We start from the raw sequence: 16,723 nt of genomic DNA, 5'->3' as shown, positions 1-16,723 counted from the left end.
CCGCGAGGAGGACGGAATGACCTGGGGTGACGGAACGATCGGGGTGGACGGGACGACCGGGGTGGACGGGACGACCGGGGTGGACATCGCGCCGGCGGACGCCGGGTGGACGTACTCGGGCCTGCGCGTCGTGACGCTCGGCCCCGGCGAGGAGGTGACCGTCGAGACGGGGGACTCCGAGACCCTCGTCCTGCCGCTCGCCGGATCGTGCCGCGCCGCCGTCACGGTCCCCGGCGAGGAGGCCGTGCCGTTCGACCTGCGGGGGCGCGCCGACGTCTTCTCCCGCGTCACCGACTTCGCCTACGCGCCGCGCGACGCCACGGTGGTCGTGTCGTCGCGCGACGGCGGCCGGTTCGCGCTGCCGTCCGCCCGCTGCGAGCGCCGCCTTCCGCCGCGCTACGGACCCGCCGAAGGGGTGCCCGTCGAGCTGCGCGGCGCCGGGGCGGCGAGCCGCCAGGTGAACAACTTCTGCACCCCGGAGGCGTTCGAGGCCGACCGGCTGATCGCCTGCGAGGTGCTGACGCCCGGCGGGAACTGGTCGTCCTACCCGCCGCACAAGCACGACGAGGAGACGGCGACCGAGTCGGTGCTGGAGGAGATCTACTACTTCGAGGTCGCGGACGGCCCCGACGGCCGTCCGGGCATGGGCTACCAGCGGGTGTACGGCACCGCGGAGCGCCCGATCGACGTGCTGGAGGAGGTCCGCACCGGCGACGTCGTGCTGATCCCGCACGGCTGGCACGGCCCGTCGATGGCGGTGCCGGGCTACGACCTGTACTACCTGAACGTGATGGCGGGGCCGGGGGAGGAGCGGGCCTGGCGGATCTGCGACGACCCGGCCCACGCCTGGGTCCGCGGCGCCTGGGCGGCCGAGAACGTCGACGAGCGGCTGCCCATGACGTCGGCCGCGGGCCGCGAACGCTGACGGAACCGCGCCGAGGTCCCGCTCCCCGGAAACGGAAAAGCACCAGCGTCCCCTGATCCGTACCGCCGTGAAGGCGTTTCCGGAGTTCTCGCATGGCGGTGACAAAAACGCCCGCGAGAAATGTGCCCGGAGGGCCAAGTGGCGGCGCGCGAAGGGCGGCTAGCTTCCAATCCTTGCGTTTTCCCAGACGACCGCGAGGTGACGGATGACTGCTGCGCGCCGGGCCGACGGAACTCCCCGGGTGGTGGTCACCGGGTTCGGCGTGAAGAGCCCGGCGGGCGGCACCCCGGACGAGGTCGTCGCCACCGTCTTCTCCGGGAAGTCGCAGGCCGTCCACGTCCAGGACCTGCTGGAGGCGGGGACGGCGGTCTCCTACGGGTGCCCCGCGCAGCCGTTCGAGGAGGAGCGCTACTTCACCCGTCCCGAGCTGCGGCGCCTCGACCGCATGACGCGCCTCGGCGTCGCCGCCGCCGAGGACGCGCTCGCCGACGCGGGCCTGCACGGGCCGGACGCCCCGGCGCCGGGGCGGCGCGGGGTGTACGTCGGGACGGCCGCCGCGAACCTCGCGTCGGTGGTCGCGCTCGGCGGGCACGAGCACGCGGGGACGCTGCACCGCGTCCCGGTCCCCGCCGTCCCGATGATCATGCCGAACGCGACCGCCGCGAACATCTCGATCCGGCACGGGTGCGAGGGGCCGTGCCCGACGTACTCGACGGGCTGCGCGAGCGGTGCCACCGCGATCGGGGAGGCCGCCCTCGCGATCCGCGCGGGGCGGATCGACGCCGCCGTGGCGGGCGGCGTCGACGCGATCCTGACGCCGTTCGTGATGGCGGCGTTCGCGCGCATCGGCACGCTCGCCCGCCGCGACGACGCGCCGCACACCGCGAGCCGCCCTTTCGACGCGGACCGGGACGGGTTCGTCGTCGGGGAGGCCGCCGCGTTCCTCGTGCTGGAGCGCGCCGACCGCGCCGCCGCGCGCGGCGCCCGCGTGCACGGCGAGGTCACCGGGTACGCCGCCGCGAGCGACGCCGCGCACATCGTCGCGCCGCGCAAGGACGGCCGGGTCGCCGCCCGCTGCATGGCCGCGGCCCTCGCCGACGCCCGCCTCGCCCCGCGCGACATCGGGCACGTGTCGGCGCACGCCACCGGGACCCGCGGCAACGACGGCGCCGAGGCCCTCGCGATCGACCGCTGCTTCCGCGGCGACGCCCCGCCCGTCACCGCGACCAAGGGCGTGACCGGCCACATCCTGGGCGCGGGCGGCGCGGTGGAGGCCATCGTCGCGCTGCGCTGCGGCGCCGCCGGACTCGTCCCGCCGACCGCGAACTTCGCCGGGCCGGACGCGGAGACCGGGCTGATCGACGTGGTCCACGGCGAGGCGCGCGCGATCCCCGCGTCGGCGCCGGTCCTGTCGAACTCGTTCGGGTTCGGCGGGCACGACGCCGCGCTCGTCCTCACCCCGGCCTGAGGACGCGCCGGGGTGAGGCGCCGGCGGGTCAGGCCGGTCCGCTGCCCGGCTTGAGCGGGGTCACCCGGAAGTTCCCCTGCTCCGCCACCGGCCCGAAGGACCACGGGACGCGCAGCGCCAGGGTCTCGTCCGGCGGGATGACCGTCAGCAGGCCCGGCAGCGCGGCCTCCGACCGGGACTGCGGGTCGGCGGCGCCCGGCGCCGCCCAGTCGATCTCGGTGTAGGCGTGCCCGTCCGGCTGGAGCACCAGGTGCGGAGGCGGGCCGCCCACCCGCCGGTCGCTGCTCGGCAGCGCCGACCCGTCCGCGACGGCGATGCCGACGCCCGGCCATCCGTAGACCCGGCACGCGCGGCCGGAGGCGTTGGTCAGGACGATCTTGGTCGACCGCGATCCGGCGGCCCCGTCGAGGCGGCCGACCCGCGCCGCGAGGTCGCGCGTGTGGCAGCGGGCGAGCGAGCCCGGACCCGATCCGGCGTCGCCGCCCGCTCCTTCGGCGGTGCGGCCGCCCGCGGGTGCGGTGCCGGTCCCGGCGTTCGTCCTGGTGCCGCCCGGATCGGCGCCCGTGTCGCCCACCTTGCATCCGGTGAGGGCCGCGCCGAGCGCGACGCCCGTCAGGACCAGGACGGCCGCACGGCTCTTCTTCTCTGTCGTCACGGGTACTCGGACGCCGGAACGCGCCCTCAAGATCCACAAATCTCGCGATTCGCGATCGTCCCCGTCCCGGACGCGGCGGGGCGCGCCCGCACCGGGGCGCGCCCGGTGCGGGCGGAGCGGCGGGTCAGCGGCCGGGGTTCTCCAGCTGGAAGAAGTTGCTCTGCGCCCCGTTCTTCTTATGCTCCTGGTAGATGAAGTCGAGCTCGCGCTCGTCGAAGGTGCGGAACCAGTCGTCCCAGGAGATGTGCTCCAGGTTCTCCCCGCCGTAGCCGGGGAAGTCGAACAGCAGCCGGCCGGGCCTGCCCCCGTAGTCGCTGCCGGGCACGCTGCACGGCTCGGCGCCGCGCTCGTCGGCCCACTGGCGGATCACGTCGTGGTCCGTGGTGACCAGGCTCTGGCCGGGCCGCTCCTCGTGCTGGTCCGGCGCGGTGATCCGGCGGTCGTACTTGTGCTCGCCGCGGATCGGATGGTTCTGCCCGCCCATCGGGTCCCCCTTCCCTCATGGATGTGCGGCCGGCGCGGCGGACCGGGCCGGCCCGGGCGTCCTAGGGGACGTACCCCCACATCACGGACTTAACGGGCAGGTCAGCGCGTGGTGGCGAGGGGCTCCCCGGGCTGCCGGCTGCGCGGCGCGCGCCGGCGCCCCGCCCGGCCGACGACGGCCCCGGCCGCCAGCAGGACGGCGCCGACCGCCGCCGAGCCGACCGGGACGGCGATCCGCAGCAGGTTGATCTTGGACGCGCCGTCCGCCGACGTGTCCTGCAGCGACTTCTGCGACTCCGGCGTCATCCGCAGGTCCATCTGCCCCACGACGAGGCGCCCCGGGCCGCTCCTCGGCTGCAGAGTGGACAGCACCTTCTGCTCCTGGTCGATCGGGTTGCCGGTGCGCGGGTCCACCCAGTACGTGCCGTCGGCCTGGTAGTAGCGGTCGACCGGGACCGCGGGGGCGCCCTTGGCGCGCCCGAGCAGCTCGCCGGGCACGTCCGGCAGATCCTGGCCCTGCAGCCTGGTGTTCGGGATGTGCTGGACGAACCGCCAGGCGCGGATGCCGTGCACGCGCTCCTCGCCGGCGTAGACGGCGGGCCAGGCCCGGCGCGTCGCCGGATCGTAGACCGGCTTGGTCTTCTTGGTGGCGTCCACGGGCCAGAACAGCCCGAGCCCCGACTGGCGCGCCGAGACGTCGCCGTTCACCGAGGCGCCGCAGCACCCGCTCAGCATGCCCGTGCGGCGGTCGAACGCGACCCGCTGGTTCTGGATCTCGATGGTCGTGCGGCGCCCGACGTCCTGGATCATCGTCGCCGAGTCCCAGACGGCGATGTCGCCGTGCGACGACGTCACGTCGCCGCGGACGGTGTTGGTGGCGACGACGGTCGCGCCGGTGACCTGCTTGGCGGACGTGGCGTCGAAGTAGGTGGCGTTGTCGGCGCGCAGGCGGGTGACCTGGTAGACGTCCGTCGGTGCGGCGATCAGCCGGGGAGCGACGTAGAACCGGACCAGCACGGCGGTGATCAGGAGGAACGCGCCCAGCCCTGTGAGCACCATGCCGATGACGTTGCGCAATGCCGCCTCCTCGTCCTTCGCTGCTCCCTCGCCCCGATGGCCGGGCGCCGCGCCCGGTCCGCACATCGTCCGCCAAGAAGGCGCCGAAATGAATGGATATGGTCGGGAAATCGAAATTTTGTGCGGGCGTCCAGCCGCGCCCGCCCGCGCCTGTGCCCGCGACGGGGCCCGGTCCGGCGGGCCGGATCCGCCCACCCCGCCGGGCCTGCCGATGTGAGTGCCAGTTAACGCGCGGGTGACGTTCGGGACCCATACGGGAAATACGGCTTATCGAGGATCAAGCCATGGAAGCCCGCAACGAACCGGACATGCACCTGGTCGTGGTCGGCCACGGACCGGCCTCGCATCGGCTGGTGGAGGCCCTGCGCGAGCGCGACGCCGCCGGGACGTGGACGGTCACCGTCATCGGCGAGGAGCCGCGCACCGCCTACGACCGGGTGGCGCTGACCACCCACCTGGAGGGCGCCGACCTCGCCTACCCCGCGCACGGCGCGGAGGTCTCCGTCGTCACCGGCGAGCGGGTCACCGCGATCGACCGCGCCGCCCGCACCGTCACGACCTCGGCCGGACGCACCGTCGGCTACGACGCGCTGGTGCTGGCCACCGGGTCGGCGCCGTTCGTTCCGCCGGTGGAGGGCCGGGACCTGCCCGGCGTGTTCGTCTACCGCACCATCGACGACCTGGACGCCATCCGCGACTACGCCCGGGACCGCGCGACCGGCGCCGTGGTCGGCGGCGGCCTGCTCGGCCTGGAGGCGGCCCGCGCGATCCAGGGACTCGGGCTGCGCAGCGGCGTCGTCGAGGTCGCGCCGTGGCTGATGCCGCGCCAGCTCGACGAAGGCGGTGGCGCGATGCTGCGCCGCCACATCGAGGCCCTCGGCATGGCCGTGCACGCCGGGGAGCCGATGGAGCGGCTGGAGGCGGGCGCGGACGGCGCCGTCGCGGGCATCGCGCTCGCCGGCGGGCGGCGGATCGACGCCGAGGTCGTGGTGTTCTCCGCGGGCATCCGGCCGCGCGACGAGCTGGCCCGCGGCTGCGGGCTGCCGGTGGGGGAGCGCGGCGGGATCGTCGTCGACGCCGCCTGCCGCACCGAGGACCCGGCGATCTGGGCGATCGGCGAGTGCGCGCTGGTCGGCGGGACGGTGTACGGGCTGGTCGGGCCGTGTTTCTCGATGGCGGAGGTCGTCGCCGACCGGCTGCTCAACCCCGGCGGCACCGCGGCGTTCGAGGGCGCCGACATGTCGACGAAGCTGAAGCTGATGGGCGTCGACGTCGCCAGCTTCGGCGACCCGTTCGCGGGCCCCGACCAGGGCGCGCTCGGCGTCACCTACACCGACCCGGTCGCCGGCGTCTACAAGAAGCTCGTGGTCAGCGACGACGCGAAGACCCTGCTCGGCGGCGTCCTGGTCGGCGACGCCGAGTCCTACGGGACGCTGCGTGCCTACGTCGGCGGGAACCTGCCCGGCGCCCCCGAGCAGATGCTGTTCGGCGGGACGGAGGCGGCGGGCGGCGACCTGCCCGGCGCGACCGTCATCTGCTCCTGCAACAACGTGACCGCCGAGACGATCCGCGGCGCGATCGCGGCGGAGTCCCTCACCGACGTCGGCGCGGTGAAGGGCTGCACGAAGGCCGGGACGAGCTGCGGCAGCTGCGTCCCGCTGGTGAAGCGGATCCTGGACGCCGAGCTGACCGCCGCCGGCATCGAGGTCAGCAGGGCGATCTGCGAGCACTTCGACTACAGCCGCGCCGAGCTGTTCGACATCGTCCGCGGCGGGCGGGTCACGAGCTTCACCCAGCTCGTCCAGGAGCACGGCCGCGGGCGGGGCTGCGACATCTGCAAGCCCGCCGTCGCGTCCATCCTGGCCAGCCTCGGCAACGGGCACATCCTGGAGGGCGAGCAGGCCGCGCTCCAGGACACCAACGACCACTTCCTGGCCAACCTGCAGAAGAACGGCACGTACTCGGTGGTCCCGCGGGTCCCCGGCGGGGAGATCACCCCGGAGAGGCTGATCGTGATCGGGGAGGTGGCCCGCGACTTCGGCCTCTACACCAAGATCACCGGTGGTCAGCGGATCGACCTGTTCGGCGCACGCGTCGAGCAGCTCCCGGAGATCTGGAGGCGGCTCGTCGACGCCGGGTTCGAGTCCGGGCACGCCTACGGCAAGGCGCTGCGGACGGTGAAGTCGTGCGTCGGCTCCACCTGGTGCCGGTACGGCGTGCAGGACTCGGTGGCGATGGCGATCCGCCTGGAGCTGCGGTACCGGGGGCTGCGGGCCCCGCACAAGCTGAAGTCGGCGGTGTCGGGCTGCGCCCGGGAGTGCGCGGAGGCGCAGAGCAAGGACTTCGGCGTCATCGCCACCGAGAACGGCTGGAACCTCTACCTCGCCGGCAACGGCGGGATGCGGCCCCGGCACGCCGACCTGTTCGCCTCCGACCTGTCGGACGAGGAGCTGATCCGCACCATCGACCGGTTCCTGATGTTCTACATCCGCACCGCCGACCGGCTGCAGCGCACCGCGAGCTGGCTGGAGGCCCTCGACGGCGGCGTCGAGTACCTGCGCGAGGTGATCGTGGACGACCGGCTCGGCATCTGCGCCGAGCTGGACGCCGCCATGGAGCGGCACGTGGCCGCCTACTCCGACGAATGGCGCGACACCCTCGCCGACCCCGACCGGCTCCGCCGGTTCGTCTCGTTCGTCAACGCGCCGCAGACCCCCGATCCGAGCATCGAGTTCGAGGTCGAGCGCGAGCAGATCAAGCCCGTGCTCCTGCCGCTGGAGGTCAAGTGAACCGCGAACGGATCGTGGTCGTCGGGAACGGGATGGCCGGGGCGCGGTTCGTCAGCGAGCTGCGCTCCCGCGATCCGGGCGTGCCCGTCACGGTGTTCGGCGCGGAGACGCAGCGGCCCTACAACCGGGTGCTGCTGTCGAACGTCCTCGCCGGAAAGACCAGGCCGGACCACATCAGCCTGGTCGACGCGGCCTGGTACGCCTCGCACGGCGTGGACGCCCGGCTCGGCGTGGAGGTCGTCCGCGTCGACCGGGAGGCGCGCGCCGTGCACGCCTCCGACGGCACCGTCACCCGGTACGGCACGCTCGTGCTGGCGACCGGCAGCACCGCGTTCGTCCCGCCGATGCCGGGCCTGGAGGACGGGCTGCCCGGCGGCGCGCTGGTGTTCCGGACGCTCGACGACTGCCGCCGGATCTCCGAGCTGGCCGAGTCGGCGAAGCGGGCGGTGGTGGTCGGCGGCGGGCTGCTCGGCATCGAGGCGGCGCGCGGGCTGATGGGCCGGGGGCTGGACGTGACGGTCCTGCACCTGGCCGGCCACCTGATGGAGCGCCAGCTCGACCCCGCCGCGGGCAAGGTGCTGGCGCGGACGCTCGCGCGCCTGGGCATCGGCACCCGCGTCCAGGCGAACGTCGCCGGGCTGCGCACCGCCGGCACCGGCGCCGACCGCGCGGTCACCGGCGTCGAGCTGGCGCTGCCGGACGGCGGGCGGGAGGTCCTGGACACCGACCTGGTCATCCTGTCGTGCGGGGTCCGGCCCGAGGTGTCGCTGGCCCGCGACGCGGGCCTGGCGATCGGCCGGGCGGTGGTCGTGGACGACGAGCTGCGCTCGGTCAGCGACCCGTCCGTCCGCGCGATCGGCGAGTGCTCGGAGCACCGCGACGAGGTCTACGGGCTGGTCGCGCCCGCCTGGGAGCAGGCGACGGTGCTGGCCCGGCTGCTCGCGGGCACCGACCCGGCCGCGCGCTTCACCGGCGCACGGCAGATCACCCGGCTGAAGGCGGCGGGCATCGAGCTGGCGTCGATGGGTGAGACGCACTTCGGCGACGACGACGACGGCGTGGAGGTCGTCCGGTTCAGCGACATGGCGCGCGGCACCTACAAGAAGGCGGTGATCAGGGACGGCCGGCTGATCGGCGCGATCCTGCTCGGCGAGACGTCCGCCGCCGGGACGCTCACCCAGCTCTACGACCGGGCGTCGCCGCTGCCGTCCGAGCGCCTCGACCTGCTGTTCCCGGGGCTCGGCGGCGCGCCCGAGGCGGCCTCGCCGGTGCGGATGCCGGACGCGGCGACGGTCTGCGACTGCAACAACGTCAGCAAGGGGCAGATCCGCGCCTGCTGGCAGGACGGCGCCCGCACCGCCGACGAGGTCTCCCGGCGGACCCGCGCGGCGACCGGCTGCGGGAGCTGCCGCGACGCGCTGGAGGGGATCGTGTCCTGGCTCGACGAGCAGGAGTCGGTGGACGCCTAGGGAGATAAGTCGAACAAACCTGTTCAACTTCTCGGCCTTCCGGGCTACGCTAACCCGAACAATGGTGTTCGAGTTAGGAGCCTCCGTGCACGACCACGCGACCGCGCCGCCGCACGCGCACCCGGACGCGCCGGCCCCCCGCCCCCACCGGTGGCGGGCCCTCGTCCTGCTGTGCGTCGCCCAGTCCATGCTGATCATCGACATCACCGTGGTGAACGTCGCCCTGCCGTCCGTCGCCGCCGACCTGCACCTCGGCCGCGGCGGCCAGACCTGGGTCGTCACCGCCTACTCGCTGTGCTTCGGCGGCCTGCTGCTGCTCGGCGGCCGGCTCGCCGACACGATCGGCCGCAGGCGCGCCTTCCTGCTCGGCCTCGCGCTGTTCACCGCCGCGTCCCTGGCCTCCGGCCTCGCCGCCACCGGCGGGATGCTCATCGCCGGGCGCGCGGCCCAGGGCGTCGGCGCCGCGCTGCTGTCCCCGGCCGCCCTGTCGATCGTCACCACCACCTTCCACGGCCCCGAGCGCAACCGCGCCCTCGGCGTGTGGGCGGGCATCGGCGGCACCGGCGCCGCCGTGGGCGTGCTGGCCGGCGGCCTGCTCACCAGCGGCCCCGGCTGGAAGTGGGTGTTCTTCGTCAACGTCCCGGTCGGGCTGGCGGTGCTGGCGCTCCTGCCGTCGGCCGTGGCGCACATCCCGCCGGTGCGCCGCCCGCTGGACCCCGGCGGCGCCGTCACCGCCACGCTCGCCGCCGCCGCCCTCATCTACGGCCTGGTCCAGGCGGGAGAGCACGGATGGGGCGCCGCCCGGGCGCTGACCCCGATCGGCGCCGCCGCCGTGCTCGCCGCCGCCTTCCTGCTGATCGAGCGGGCCGTCCGCACGCCGCTCGTCCCGCCCGCCCTGCTGCGGCGCCGGACGATCGCGTCCGGCAACGTGCTCATGGTGGCCGCGTCCGCGCTGCTGCTGTCGGGGTTCTTCCTCTGCTCGCAGTACCTGCAGAACCTGCTGGGGTTCTCCGCGGTGAAGACCGGCCTGGCGTTCCTCCCGGCCGCCGTCGCGACCATCGCCGGCGCCCACCTCGCCTCGCACCTGGCGGGCCGGACCGGCACCCGGCCCGTCGCGGCCGCCGGCTTCCTCGTCGCGGCGGCCGGGGTGCTCCTGCTGGCGCGCGCGCCCGCGGCGGGCCACCTCCTGCCCGACGTCCTCCCCGGATTCGTGCTGCTGGCCGTCGGCGCGGGCGCCGGCTTCGTCAGCGCCACCATGACCGCGATGAGCGGGATCGGGCACGAGGAGGCCGGGCTCGCCCCCGGCGTCGTCAACACCGGCCACGAGATCGGCGGGGCCCTCGGCATCGCGCTGGCGACCGCCATCGCGGGCGCGAGCATAGGCGGGCGCACCGCCGGCGGCTTCCACAGCGCGTTCACGACCTTCGGGGTGGCGGCCGCCGTCGTCGCGCTGCTCGCCCTCGTCCTCGTGCCGCCGGGCCGCCCCGACCTCGGCGACGGCCCGGTGTTCGCGCACTGACGCCCCGTACGCTGATCCCATGACCCCCGCGACCACGCGCCGCCGCGCCGACGCCGAGCGCAACATCGAGGCCATCCTCGACGCCGCCCTCGCCCGCCTCGGCCGCGACCCCTCGGCCAGCATGACCGAGATCGCCAAGGCCGCGGGGGTCGGGCGGGTCACCCTCTACGGGCACTTCCCGTCCCGCGAGGCGCTCGTGGACACCCTGTTCGACCGGTCGCTGGCCGACGCCGACGCCGTCCTCGGCGCCGTCGACGTCGACGCCGGGCGCGCGGACGAGGCCCTCGCGCGCCTCGTCCGCTCGTCCTGGCGCGTCCTGGACCGGCAGCGCACCGTGCTGACGGTGGCGCTGCGGGTGCTCGGACCCGAGCGGGTCCGCGACCGGCACGCCCCCGTCCTCGCCCGCCTCGAGCGACTGCTGCGGCGCGGCCGCGACGAGGGCGTCTTCACGGCCGCCGCGCCGCCCGGCTGGCAGGTCACCGCCGTCTACACGCTGATGCACGCGGCCACGCAGGAGGTGGACGAAGGGCGGCTGGACGCCGCGGAGGCCGCGGAGACGCTGGTCTCGACGATCTTGGGCGCCCTCGGCGGCGGCGCGGCCGGGGGCGGCCGGTAGGCTCCGCCGCATGGCCGTCTACGCGCTGGGAGACCAGGTCCCCGACATCCATCCGACCGCGTACGTCCATCCGGGCGCGACCGTCATCGGGTCCGTGACCCTCGCCGAGGGCGCCACCGTCTGGCCGGGCGCCGTGCTGCGCGGCGACTACGGCGCGATCACCGTCGGCGCCCGCACGTCCGTCCAGGACGGCACCGTCGTGCACACCACCGAGGCATGGCCGACCGTCATCGGCGCCGACTGCGTCGTCGGCCACAACGCCCACCTCGAAGGCTGCGTCGTGGAGGACCGCTGCCTCGTCGGGTCCGGCTCCGTCGTGCTCAACCGTGCCCGCGTGGAGACCGGCGCCGTCGTGGGCGCGGGGGCCGTCGTCACCGAGGGCGCCGTCGTCCCGTCCGGGCACACCGCCCTCGGCGTCCCCGCCAAGCCCCGGCCCGGCGGCATCGACGAGAAGTGGCACGCCGAGGCGGTCGCGATGTACGTCGCCAACGGGCGCCGCTATGCCGCCGAGCTCGAGCTGATCGAGGACTGACGCGGGGAGGCGCACATGCTCGACGGACGTCCCCTCATCGACGCCCACGTCCACACCGCGCGGCTGCCGACCCTGCCCCCGGCCTGGCGGCAGTGGGCCGAGGAGTTCGGCTCCGCGCATCCCTGGCAGGACCTCTACGACGACTCCGGCACCCTCGTCCCCGACCGCGTCGACGCCTACTTCGCGTCCGAGGGCGTGGACGTCGCGCTGCTGCTGTGCGAGTACAGCCCCAAGACCACCGGCTACCAGCCCATCGAGGACCTGGTGCCGCTCGTCAAGCACAACCCGCGCCGCTTCAAGCCGGTCGCCAACGTCAACCCGCACCTGCACTACCCGATCGACGCCGAGCTGGAGCGCCAGCTCGGGTTCGGCGCCGTCGCGCTCAAGCTGCACCCGGTGCACGGCGGGTTCTCCGTCGCCGACCCCGAGCTGTACCCGGCCTACGCGCTGTGCCGGGACGCGGGCGTGCCGGTCGTCGTGCACTGCGGCACCAGCTCCTTCCCCGGCTCGGCCAACCGGTACGCCGACCCGACGCCGATCGACGACGTCCTCCGGCTGTTCCCCGGGCTGACGTTCGTGCTGGCGCACGGCGGGCGCGGCTGGTGGTACGACGCGGCGGCGTTCCTCGCGCTGTCCCGCGAGGAGGTGTGGATCGAGCTGTCGGGGCTGCCGCCGCGCCGCCTCCCCGAGTACTACGCCCGGTACGACCTGAAGCGGCTGGCCCGCAAGTTCGTGTTCGGGACGGACTGGCCGGGCGTCCCGGGCATCGCCCGCAACGCCCGTGCCGTCGCCGGCCTCGGCCTGGACGAGGAGACCGTCTCGCTCGTCCTCGGCGGCAACGCGATGCGGGTCTACCCCGGCATCGCGGACGACCTCGGCTCGGACCAGGGCACCGGATCGGGGCAGGGTTCGGGGCAGAGCTCGGGACAAGGCGTCGGCGGCTGATTCGGGCGTCCGAAACCGGGGCACCGTTTTCGCGGGCGCGCGAACGGTGATCGGGACGGTACCCGCGGGGCGCCCGGCGCGTCCCGAACCCCCCGACGGAGGACACCATGCTCGCGATCGTCGCCGCGTTCGTCTTCGCCCTCGCCCTGCTCGCCGACCTCGCCGACGTGTCGTCGGACGCCATCAACAACGGGACGCTGACCGTCCTCGGGCTGCTGCTTTTGTCGCTGCACTTCGCGGGCGTCGGCGCCGGCCGGGACTGGCGCCACTACACGCGCCGCCGCCGGCGCTGACCGCGCTCGGCACCCGCACCGCCGGAGGCCCGCGACAGCGCAGGTCCGCACCAGCACAACTCCGCACCAGCACAACTCCGCACCAGCACAACTCCGCACCAGCACAACTCCGCGACAGCGCAGGTCCGCACAGGCGCCGCCGTGTTCACCGCCACCGCCCGCGCGTTCGTGATCTACAGCGTAAAGGCACCGGGCCGGTCAGTCGGCGGGGTCGTGCGCGAACGCGCGGAGCGCGCCGGGCTCCACCACGGTGATCCGCCGGCGCCCCGTCCGGACGAGGCCCGCGCGGCGCAGCACCGCGAGCGCGCGGGCGACGGTCTCGCGCGAGGCGTCCATCCAGCTGCCCAGCTCCTCCTGCGACAGCGGCGGGCCGATGTCCACCGAACCGTCCGCGGACGGCGGCGCGTACGCCGCCGACAGCTCGGCGAGATGCGCCAGCAGCATCGCCAGCCGCCGCGCGCCCTGCGCCGACACGTTCGCCCGCACCCGCCGGTCCGCGTCGTCCAGCCGCCGCACGAACGTGCCGCTCACCAGCCGCCAGACGCCCGGATGGGCGTCCAGGAACGCGGTGAAGCGGCCGGCCGGGACGACCAGCCCGCGGACCGGGGTGAGCGCGGTGACGGTCGCCGACCGGTGCCGGCTGCCGAGCACCGCGCTCTCGCAGACCAGGTCGCCGGGGCCGCGCACGGCCAGCACCACCTCGTGGCCGTCCGGCGTCGTGGACGTCACCTTCGCCCAGCCCGACCGGATGACGATGATGTGGTCGGAGTCCTCGCCCTGGTAGCACAGGGGCGCCCGCGCCGGGTAGTTGCGCTGCCGGGCCGCCGCCGCCAGCGCGGCGCGCTGGCCGTGGTCGAGCTCGGTCCAGAAGCCGTCGCCGCCGGGCGCGGCGGGGGCGGCGAGGCCGCCGAGGGGCGGTGTCCTGGTGTTCACGGGGTGCCGGCTTTCCGAGCCCCGCGGGGCTCACGGGTCGGGACGGACGGGCGCGCGCCGGTGCGCGCCGCCTGGTGAACCGGTACCCGCGGCAGATGGGGGGAGTGGGGCGGTGAGGCCCAGTGCCGCGGATACCGGTCCGCTCGTGCGGCCGCCGCGGCCGGACCCGGTGCCCGGTCGACGGCCGTCATCGCCCGTCCCGCGGCGGCGTGCGTGCTCTCCGCATGTCCCTAGGAGAACCCCTCATTGATCCACATGCTGCGCGCGCGGGCGCACCGCGTCTGCGTCATCTGACACTTTCGCGGAAAATTGCAGCCGGGAATTCCCGCGCCACGGGAATCCGTGCGCGTCCCGCGGCGCGGCGGGACCGGCGGGCTAGCGGGAAAGGGCGTTCAGCAGGCGGTTCACGGGGCTGGAAAGGTTCCAGGAGTCGGCGAGCTCCACCAGGGCCTCGGCGTCCCGCGGTTCGGAGGGCAGCCGGTCGTCCAGCTTCGCCAGCTCCGGCGCGTTTATGTCGGTGACGACCCGGACCACGGTCTCGGCGGACGCCAGGTACTCCCGCGCCGCCTCCATCCGCTTGCGGGCGCCCGCCGGGAACCCGTCGGTGATCCCCGCGTCCAGCGCCGCCAGGATGCCGTCGACCGACCCGAACCGGGTGATCAGCGCGGCGGCGGTCTTGTCGCCGACGCCCGGCACGCCCGGCAGGCCGTCGCTCGGGTCGCCGCGCAGCGTCGCGTAGTCGCCGTACCCGCGGCCGGGGATGCCGTACTTGGCCGCGACCTCCGCCTCGCCCATGACCTGCAGGTTCCTGATGCCGCGCGCGGTGTACAGCACCGACACCGGGCCGGCGTCGTCGACGAGCTGGAACAGGTCGCGGTCGCCGGTGACGATGTCGACCGGGCCGTCCGCCGCGCCCCGCACGGCGAGGGTGCCGATGACGTCGTCGGCCTCGTAGCCGGGGACGCCGATGCGGGCCAGCCCGAACGCGTCCAGCACCGCGTCGATGACGGGCAGCTGCGCCTCCAGCGCGTCGGGGGTCTGGTCGCCGCCGTCCTCGGCGACCCGGTGCGCCTTGTAGGACGGCAGCGCCTCGACCCGGAACGCCGGCCGCCAGTCGGCGTCCATGCAGCAGACGAGGCGGTCGGGGGAGCGGTCCTGGACGAGCCGGGCGATCATGTCGATCAGCCCGCGGACGGCGTTCACCGGCGTGCCGTCCGGCGCCGTCACCGACTCGGGCACCCCGTAGAAGGCGCGGAAGTACAACGACGGCGTGTCCAGCAGCATCAGCCCGCTCATGGCCTCATGCTCCCACGCGCCCCCGACATCCCGGCGGCGCCACGGCAGGCCGCCCGGACGCGCCGCCCGGACGTGCGGGCCGGTCGGCTCGGTTCAGGCGACCCGGACGGCGAGCACGCACGTGTCGTCGTCGGGATTGGCGGCGCCGAGCGAGCGCAGCACGTGGTCGATGACGGCGTCGGGCCCGGCGCCCGGACGCTCCGCCGCCGCGGCGAGCAGCATCCGGAACCCGTCGGCGAGGTCGCGGTCGCGGCGCTCGACGAGCCCGTCGGTGTAGAAGAGCAGCAGGTCGCCGCGGTGCAGCCGGGTGATGACCGCCTCCAGGTCGGGGGCCTCGTGCGCGCCGAGCAGCACGCCCTCGGGGGCCTCCAGCAGCGCGGCGGCGCCGTCGCGGACCAGCAGCGGCGGCGGGTGCCCGGCCCGCGCCCAGGTCAGGACGCGGGACCCGGGCTCGTAGCGGGCGGCGACGGCGCTCGCGGTCAGCGGCCGGTCCCGCCCGCGCGCGGGCTCGTCGAGCGGCGTCCGGTTCAGCAGCATCCGGTTCAGCGCCGCCAGCAGCCGGTCGGGCGGTGCGCCGGTGCAGGCCAGGCCGCTGAGCGCGTTGCGGACGCGCGCCATCCCGGCCGCGGCGGGCGGCCCGTGCCCGGCCACGTCGCCGATCGCGAGGAAGACCTCGCCGCCGGACAGCGGGGTCGCCTCGTACCAGTCGCCGCCGACCCGCGTCGCGCCGCAGGCGGGCAGGTAGCGGACGGCGGCGCGCAGCCCCGGCAGGTCGCGCGGGCCGCGGGGGAGGGGCAGCAGCGCGCGCTGCAGTTCCACGGCGGTGCGCCGCTCCTCGGCGACGCGGCGGCGCTGCCGCACCAGCTGGAGCCGGGTGGCCGCCAGCAGCTCGTCGCAGCGGCCGCGCGAGGCGTCCTGGAAGACGGCGCGCAGCGCGGCGGGTTCGCCGCGGGTGTCCAGGACCGGCTCGGCCATCGCGCGCAGGTGCCGGACGGCGCCCCCGGCGCGGACGCGGAACTCCGCGTCGGCGGGCTCGCGGCGGCCGAGCAGGGCGCGCGTGAAGTGCTCGGCGTGCCGCCGGTCGGCGGGGACGACGTGCTCGGCGAGCCGGTCCAGGGGCACCGGCCCGGCGGCGGGGTCCCGCCCGAACAGCTCGTACAGCCCGGCGGACCAGCGGGCCGCGCCGGTGGCCAGGTCCCAGCGGCCCCAGCCGAGGCCGCCGAGCCGCTCGACGAGCGCGAGCCGCGCGGCGGGATCGGCGTCGTCCTCCGGGCCGGCGGGGTCGCCGGCGGAAGCGGCGCGCGGAAGCGGCACGTCGCCGCGGTCCGGAGCCCGGCCGGACGCCGGCGCGGCCGGGAGGCGGGCCTGGGCCGCTGCGTTCGGGGCGGCGCCGAGCAGCAGCGCCGCGGCCGTCTCGGGCTCCACGCCGGCCCCGGCGGCGAGTTCCAGCAGCCGGTCGTAGGCGGTCTCCACGTCGCAGCCGAACCGCTCCGCCAGCACGCCCTTCGCCTGCTCGACGGTGGCCTGCCCGGCGGTGGGCGGCTCGACGGCGGGCCGCTCGGCGAGGGTGGGACCGCTTGCCGCCGACGTATCCTCGCGTCCGGCGGTGTCTCGGGTGCGCCGCATCGGCTCAGCCGCGGCGCGGCGGCGCGGGCGGGCCGGGGCGGCGGCCCGGCGGCGTTGTTGGGATCCTGGTGCGGTATCCGAGGCGGTGCGAACTGTG

General features: G+C 75.4%; 15 protein-coding genes. 9 read left to right on the top strand and 6 right to left on the bottom strand.

Going from position 1 to position 16,723, the window contains the following annotated elements:
* Positions 1-16: 16 nt before the first annotated feature.
* Positions 17-925: a 5-deoxy-glucuronate isomerase gene (iolB, locus tag ABT299_RS19880; protein ID WP_500251644.1), complete on the top strand. Its 909-nt coding sequence runs from the start codon at positions 17-19 to the stop codon at positions 923-925.
* Between the two features lie 205 nt (positions 926-1,130).
* Positions 1,131-2,393: a beta-ketoacyl-[acyl-carrier-protein] synthase family protein gene (locus tag ABT299_RS19875; RefSeq protein ID WP_387018508.1), complete on the top strand. Its 1,263-nt coding sequence runs from the start codon at positions 1,131-1,133 to the stop codon at positions 2,391-2,393.
* 28 nt (positions 2,394-2,421) lie between these two features.
* Here the strand turns inward: ABT299_RS19875 and ABT299_RS19870 are convergent, their stop codons facing one another.
* From ABT299_RS19870 to pgfA, 3 genes are all read right to left on the bottom strand, one after another.
* The gene (locus ABT299_RS19870) at positions 2,422-3,048 is read right to left on the bottom strand and encodes a DUF4232 domain-containing protein (RefSeq protein ID WP_500251643.1); all 627 of its coding nucleotides are present in this window, start codon (positions 3,046-3,048) and stop codon (positions 2,422-2,424) included.
* A 124-nt stretch (positions 3,049-3,172) separates the two neighbouring features.
* Entirely contained in the window at positions 3,173-3,532 is a 360-nt protein-coding gene (locus ABT299_RS19865; RefSeq protein WP_190864462.1) for a hypothetical protein, read from the bottom strand.
* 101 nt (positions 3,533-3,633) lie between these two features.
* Positions 3,634-4,608, bottom strand: a complete 975-nt coding sequence (gene pgfA, locus ABT299_RS19860; RefSeq protein WP_500251642.1) for a cell envelope lipid trafficking protein PgfA — start codon at positions 4,606-4,608, stop codon at positions 3,634-3,636.
* Positions 4,609-4,892: 284 nt separating this feature from the next.
* On the opposite strand from pgfA, the gene nirB reads away from it, so the two are divergent.
* The 7 genes from nirB (at position 4,893) to ABT299_RS19825 (ending at position 12,771) form a co-directional block, all read left to right on the top strand.
* Complete coding sequence (gene nirB, locus ABT299_RS19855) at positions 4,893-7,397, top strand: nitrite reductase large subunit NirB (RefSeq protein ID WP_500251641.1); 2,505 nt, start codon at positions 4,893-4,895, stop codon at positions 7,395-7,397.
* Entirely contained in the window at positions 7,394-8,866 is a 1,473-nt protein-coding gene (locus ABT299_RS19850; RefSeq protein WP_500251640.1) for an FAD-dependent oxidoreductase, read from the top strand. Before nirB ends, ABT299_RS19850 begins: the two co-directional genes overlap by 4 nt.
* Before the next feature lie 85 nt (positions 8,867-8,951).
* Positions 8,952-10,385: an MFS transporter gene (locus ABT299_RS19845; RefSeq protein ID WP_500251639.1), complete on the top strand. Its 1,434-nt coding sequence runs from the start codon at positions 8,952-8,954 to the stop codon at positions 10,383-10,385.
* 19 nt (positions 10,386-10,404) lie between these two features.
* Complete coding sequence (locus ABT299_RS19840) at positions 10,405-11,001, top strand: TetR/AcrR family transcriptional regulator (protein ID WP_500251638.1); 597 nt, start codon at positions 10,405-10,407, stop codon at positions 10,999-11,001.
* A 10-nt stretch (positions 11,002-11,011) separates the two neighbouring features.
* Complete coding sequence (locus ABT299_RS19835; protein ID WP_190864453.1) at positions 11,012-11,533, top strand: gamma carbonic anhydrase family protein; 522 nt, start codon at positions 11,012-11,014, stop codon at positions 11,531-11,533.
* A 15-nt stretch (positions 11,534-11,548) separates the two neighbouring features.
* Positions 11,549-12,478 (top strand): amidohydrolase family protein, encoded by a 930-nt coding sequence (locus tag ABT299_RS19830; RefSeq protein ID WP_500251637.1) that lies wholly within the window; start codon positions 11,549-11,551, stop codon positions 12,476-12,478.
* Positions 12,479-12,585: 107 nt separating this feature from the next.
* The gene (locus ABT299_RS19825; RefSeq protein ID WP_500251636.1) at positions 12,586-12,771 is read left to right on the top strand and encodes a hypothetical protein; all 186 of its coding nucleotides are present in this window, start codon (positions 12,586-12,588) and stop codon (positions 12,769-12,771) included.
* Between the two features lie 198 nt (positions 12,772-12,969).
* Here the strand turns inward: ABT299_RS19825 and ABT299_RS19820 are convergent, their stop codons facing one another.
* The 3 genes from ABT299_RS19820 to ABT299_RS19810 form a co-directional block, all read right to left on the bottom strand.
* Positions 12,970-13,704 carry a cyclic nucleotide-binding domain-containing protein gene (locus ABT299_RS19820; protein ID WP_190864446.1) on the bottom strand — a complete coding sequence of 245 codons (735 nt, stop codon included), beginning with the start codon at positions 13,702-13,704 and terminating at the stop codon, positions 12,970-12,972.
* Between the two features lie 375 nt (positions 13,705-14,079).
* A complete protein-coding gene (locus tag ABT299_RS19815; RefSeq protein WP_500251635.1) occupies positions 14,080-15,000 on the bottom strand; it encodes a 5'-3' exonuclease in 921 nt (306 codons plus the stop codon).
* A 93-nt stretch (positions 15,001-15,093) separates the two neighbouring features.
* Positions 15,094-16,626, bottom strand: coding sequence for a SpoIIE family protein phosphatase (locus ABT299_RS19810; RefSeq protein ID WP_500251634.1), 1,533 nt, complete (start codon positions 16,624-16,626; stop codon positions 15,094-15,096).
* Between the last annotated feature and the right edge of the window lie 97 nt (positions 16,627-16,723).

This window comes from Spirillospora sp. NPDC000708 (genome assembly GCF_040299565.1).
In the GTDB taxonomy this organism is placed as follows: domain Bacteria; phylum Actinomycetota; class Actinomycetes; order Streptosporangiales; family Streptosporangiaceae; genus Spirillospora.
Note: the sequence above shows the minus strand (reverse complement) of the source record. Positions and strands in the feature narration are given on the sequence as shown.

Excerpts from the sequence above, each read along its gene's own strand:
- ABT299_RS19840 (WP_500251638.1), top strand. The coding sequence starts at position 10,405 with ATGACCCCCGCGACCACGCGCCGCCGCGCCGACGCCGAGCGCAACATC.
- ABT299_RS19810 (WP_500251634.1), bottom strand. The coding sequence starts at position 16,626 with ATGCGGCGCACCCGAGACACCGCCGGACGCGAGGATACGTCGGCGGCA.
- ABT299_RS19830 (WP_500251637.1), top strand. The coding sequence starts at position 11,549 with ATGCTCGACGGACGTCCCCTCATCGACGCCCACGTCCACACCGCGCGG.
- ABT299_RS19815 (WP_500251635.1), bottom strand. The coding sequence starts at position 15,000 with ATGAGCGGGCTGATGCTGCTGGACACGCCGTCGTTGTACTTCCGCGCC.
- ABT299_RS19875 (WP_387018508.1), top strand. The coding sequence starts at position 1,131 with ATGACTGCTGCGCGCCGGGCCGACGGAACTCCCCGGGTGGTGGTCACC.
- ABT299_RS19865 (WP_190864462.1), bottom strand. The coding sequence starts at position 3,532 with ATGGGCGGGCAGAACCATCCGATCCGCGGCGAGCACAAGTACGACCGC.
- nirB (WP_500251641.1), top strand. The coding sequence starts at position 4,893 with ATGGAAGCCCGCAACGAACCGGACATGCACCTGGTCGTGGTCGGCCAC.
- ABT299_RS19825 (WP_500251636.1), top strand. The coding sequence starts at position 12,586 with ATGCTCGCGATCGTCGCCGCGTTCGTCTTCGCCCTCGCCCTGCTCGCC.
- iolB (WP_500251644.1), top strand. The coding sequence starts at position 17 with ATGACCTGGGGTGACGGAACGATCGGGGTGGACGGGACGACCGGGGTG.
- ABT299_RS19835 (WP_190864453.1), top strand. The coding sequence starts at position 11,012 with ATGGCCGTCTACGCGCTGGGAGACCAGGTCCCCGACATCCATCCGACC.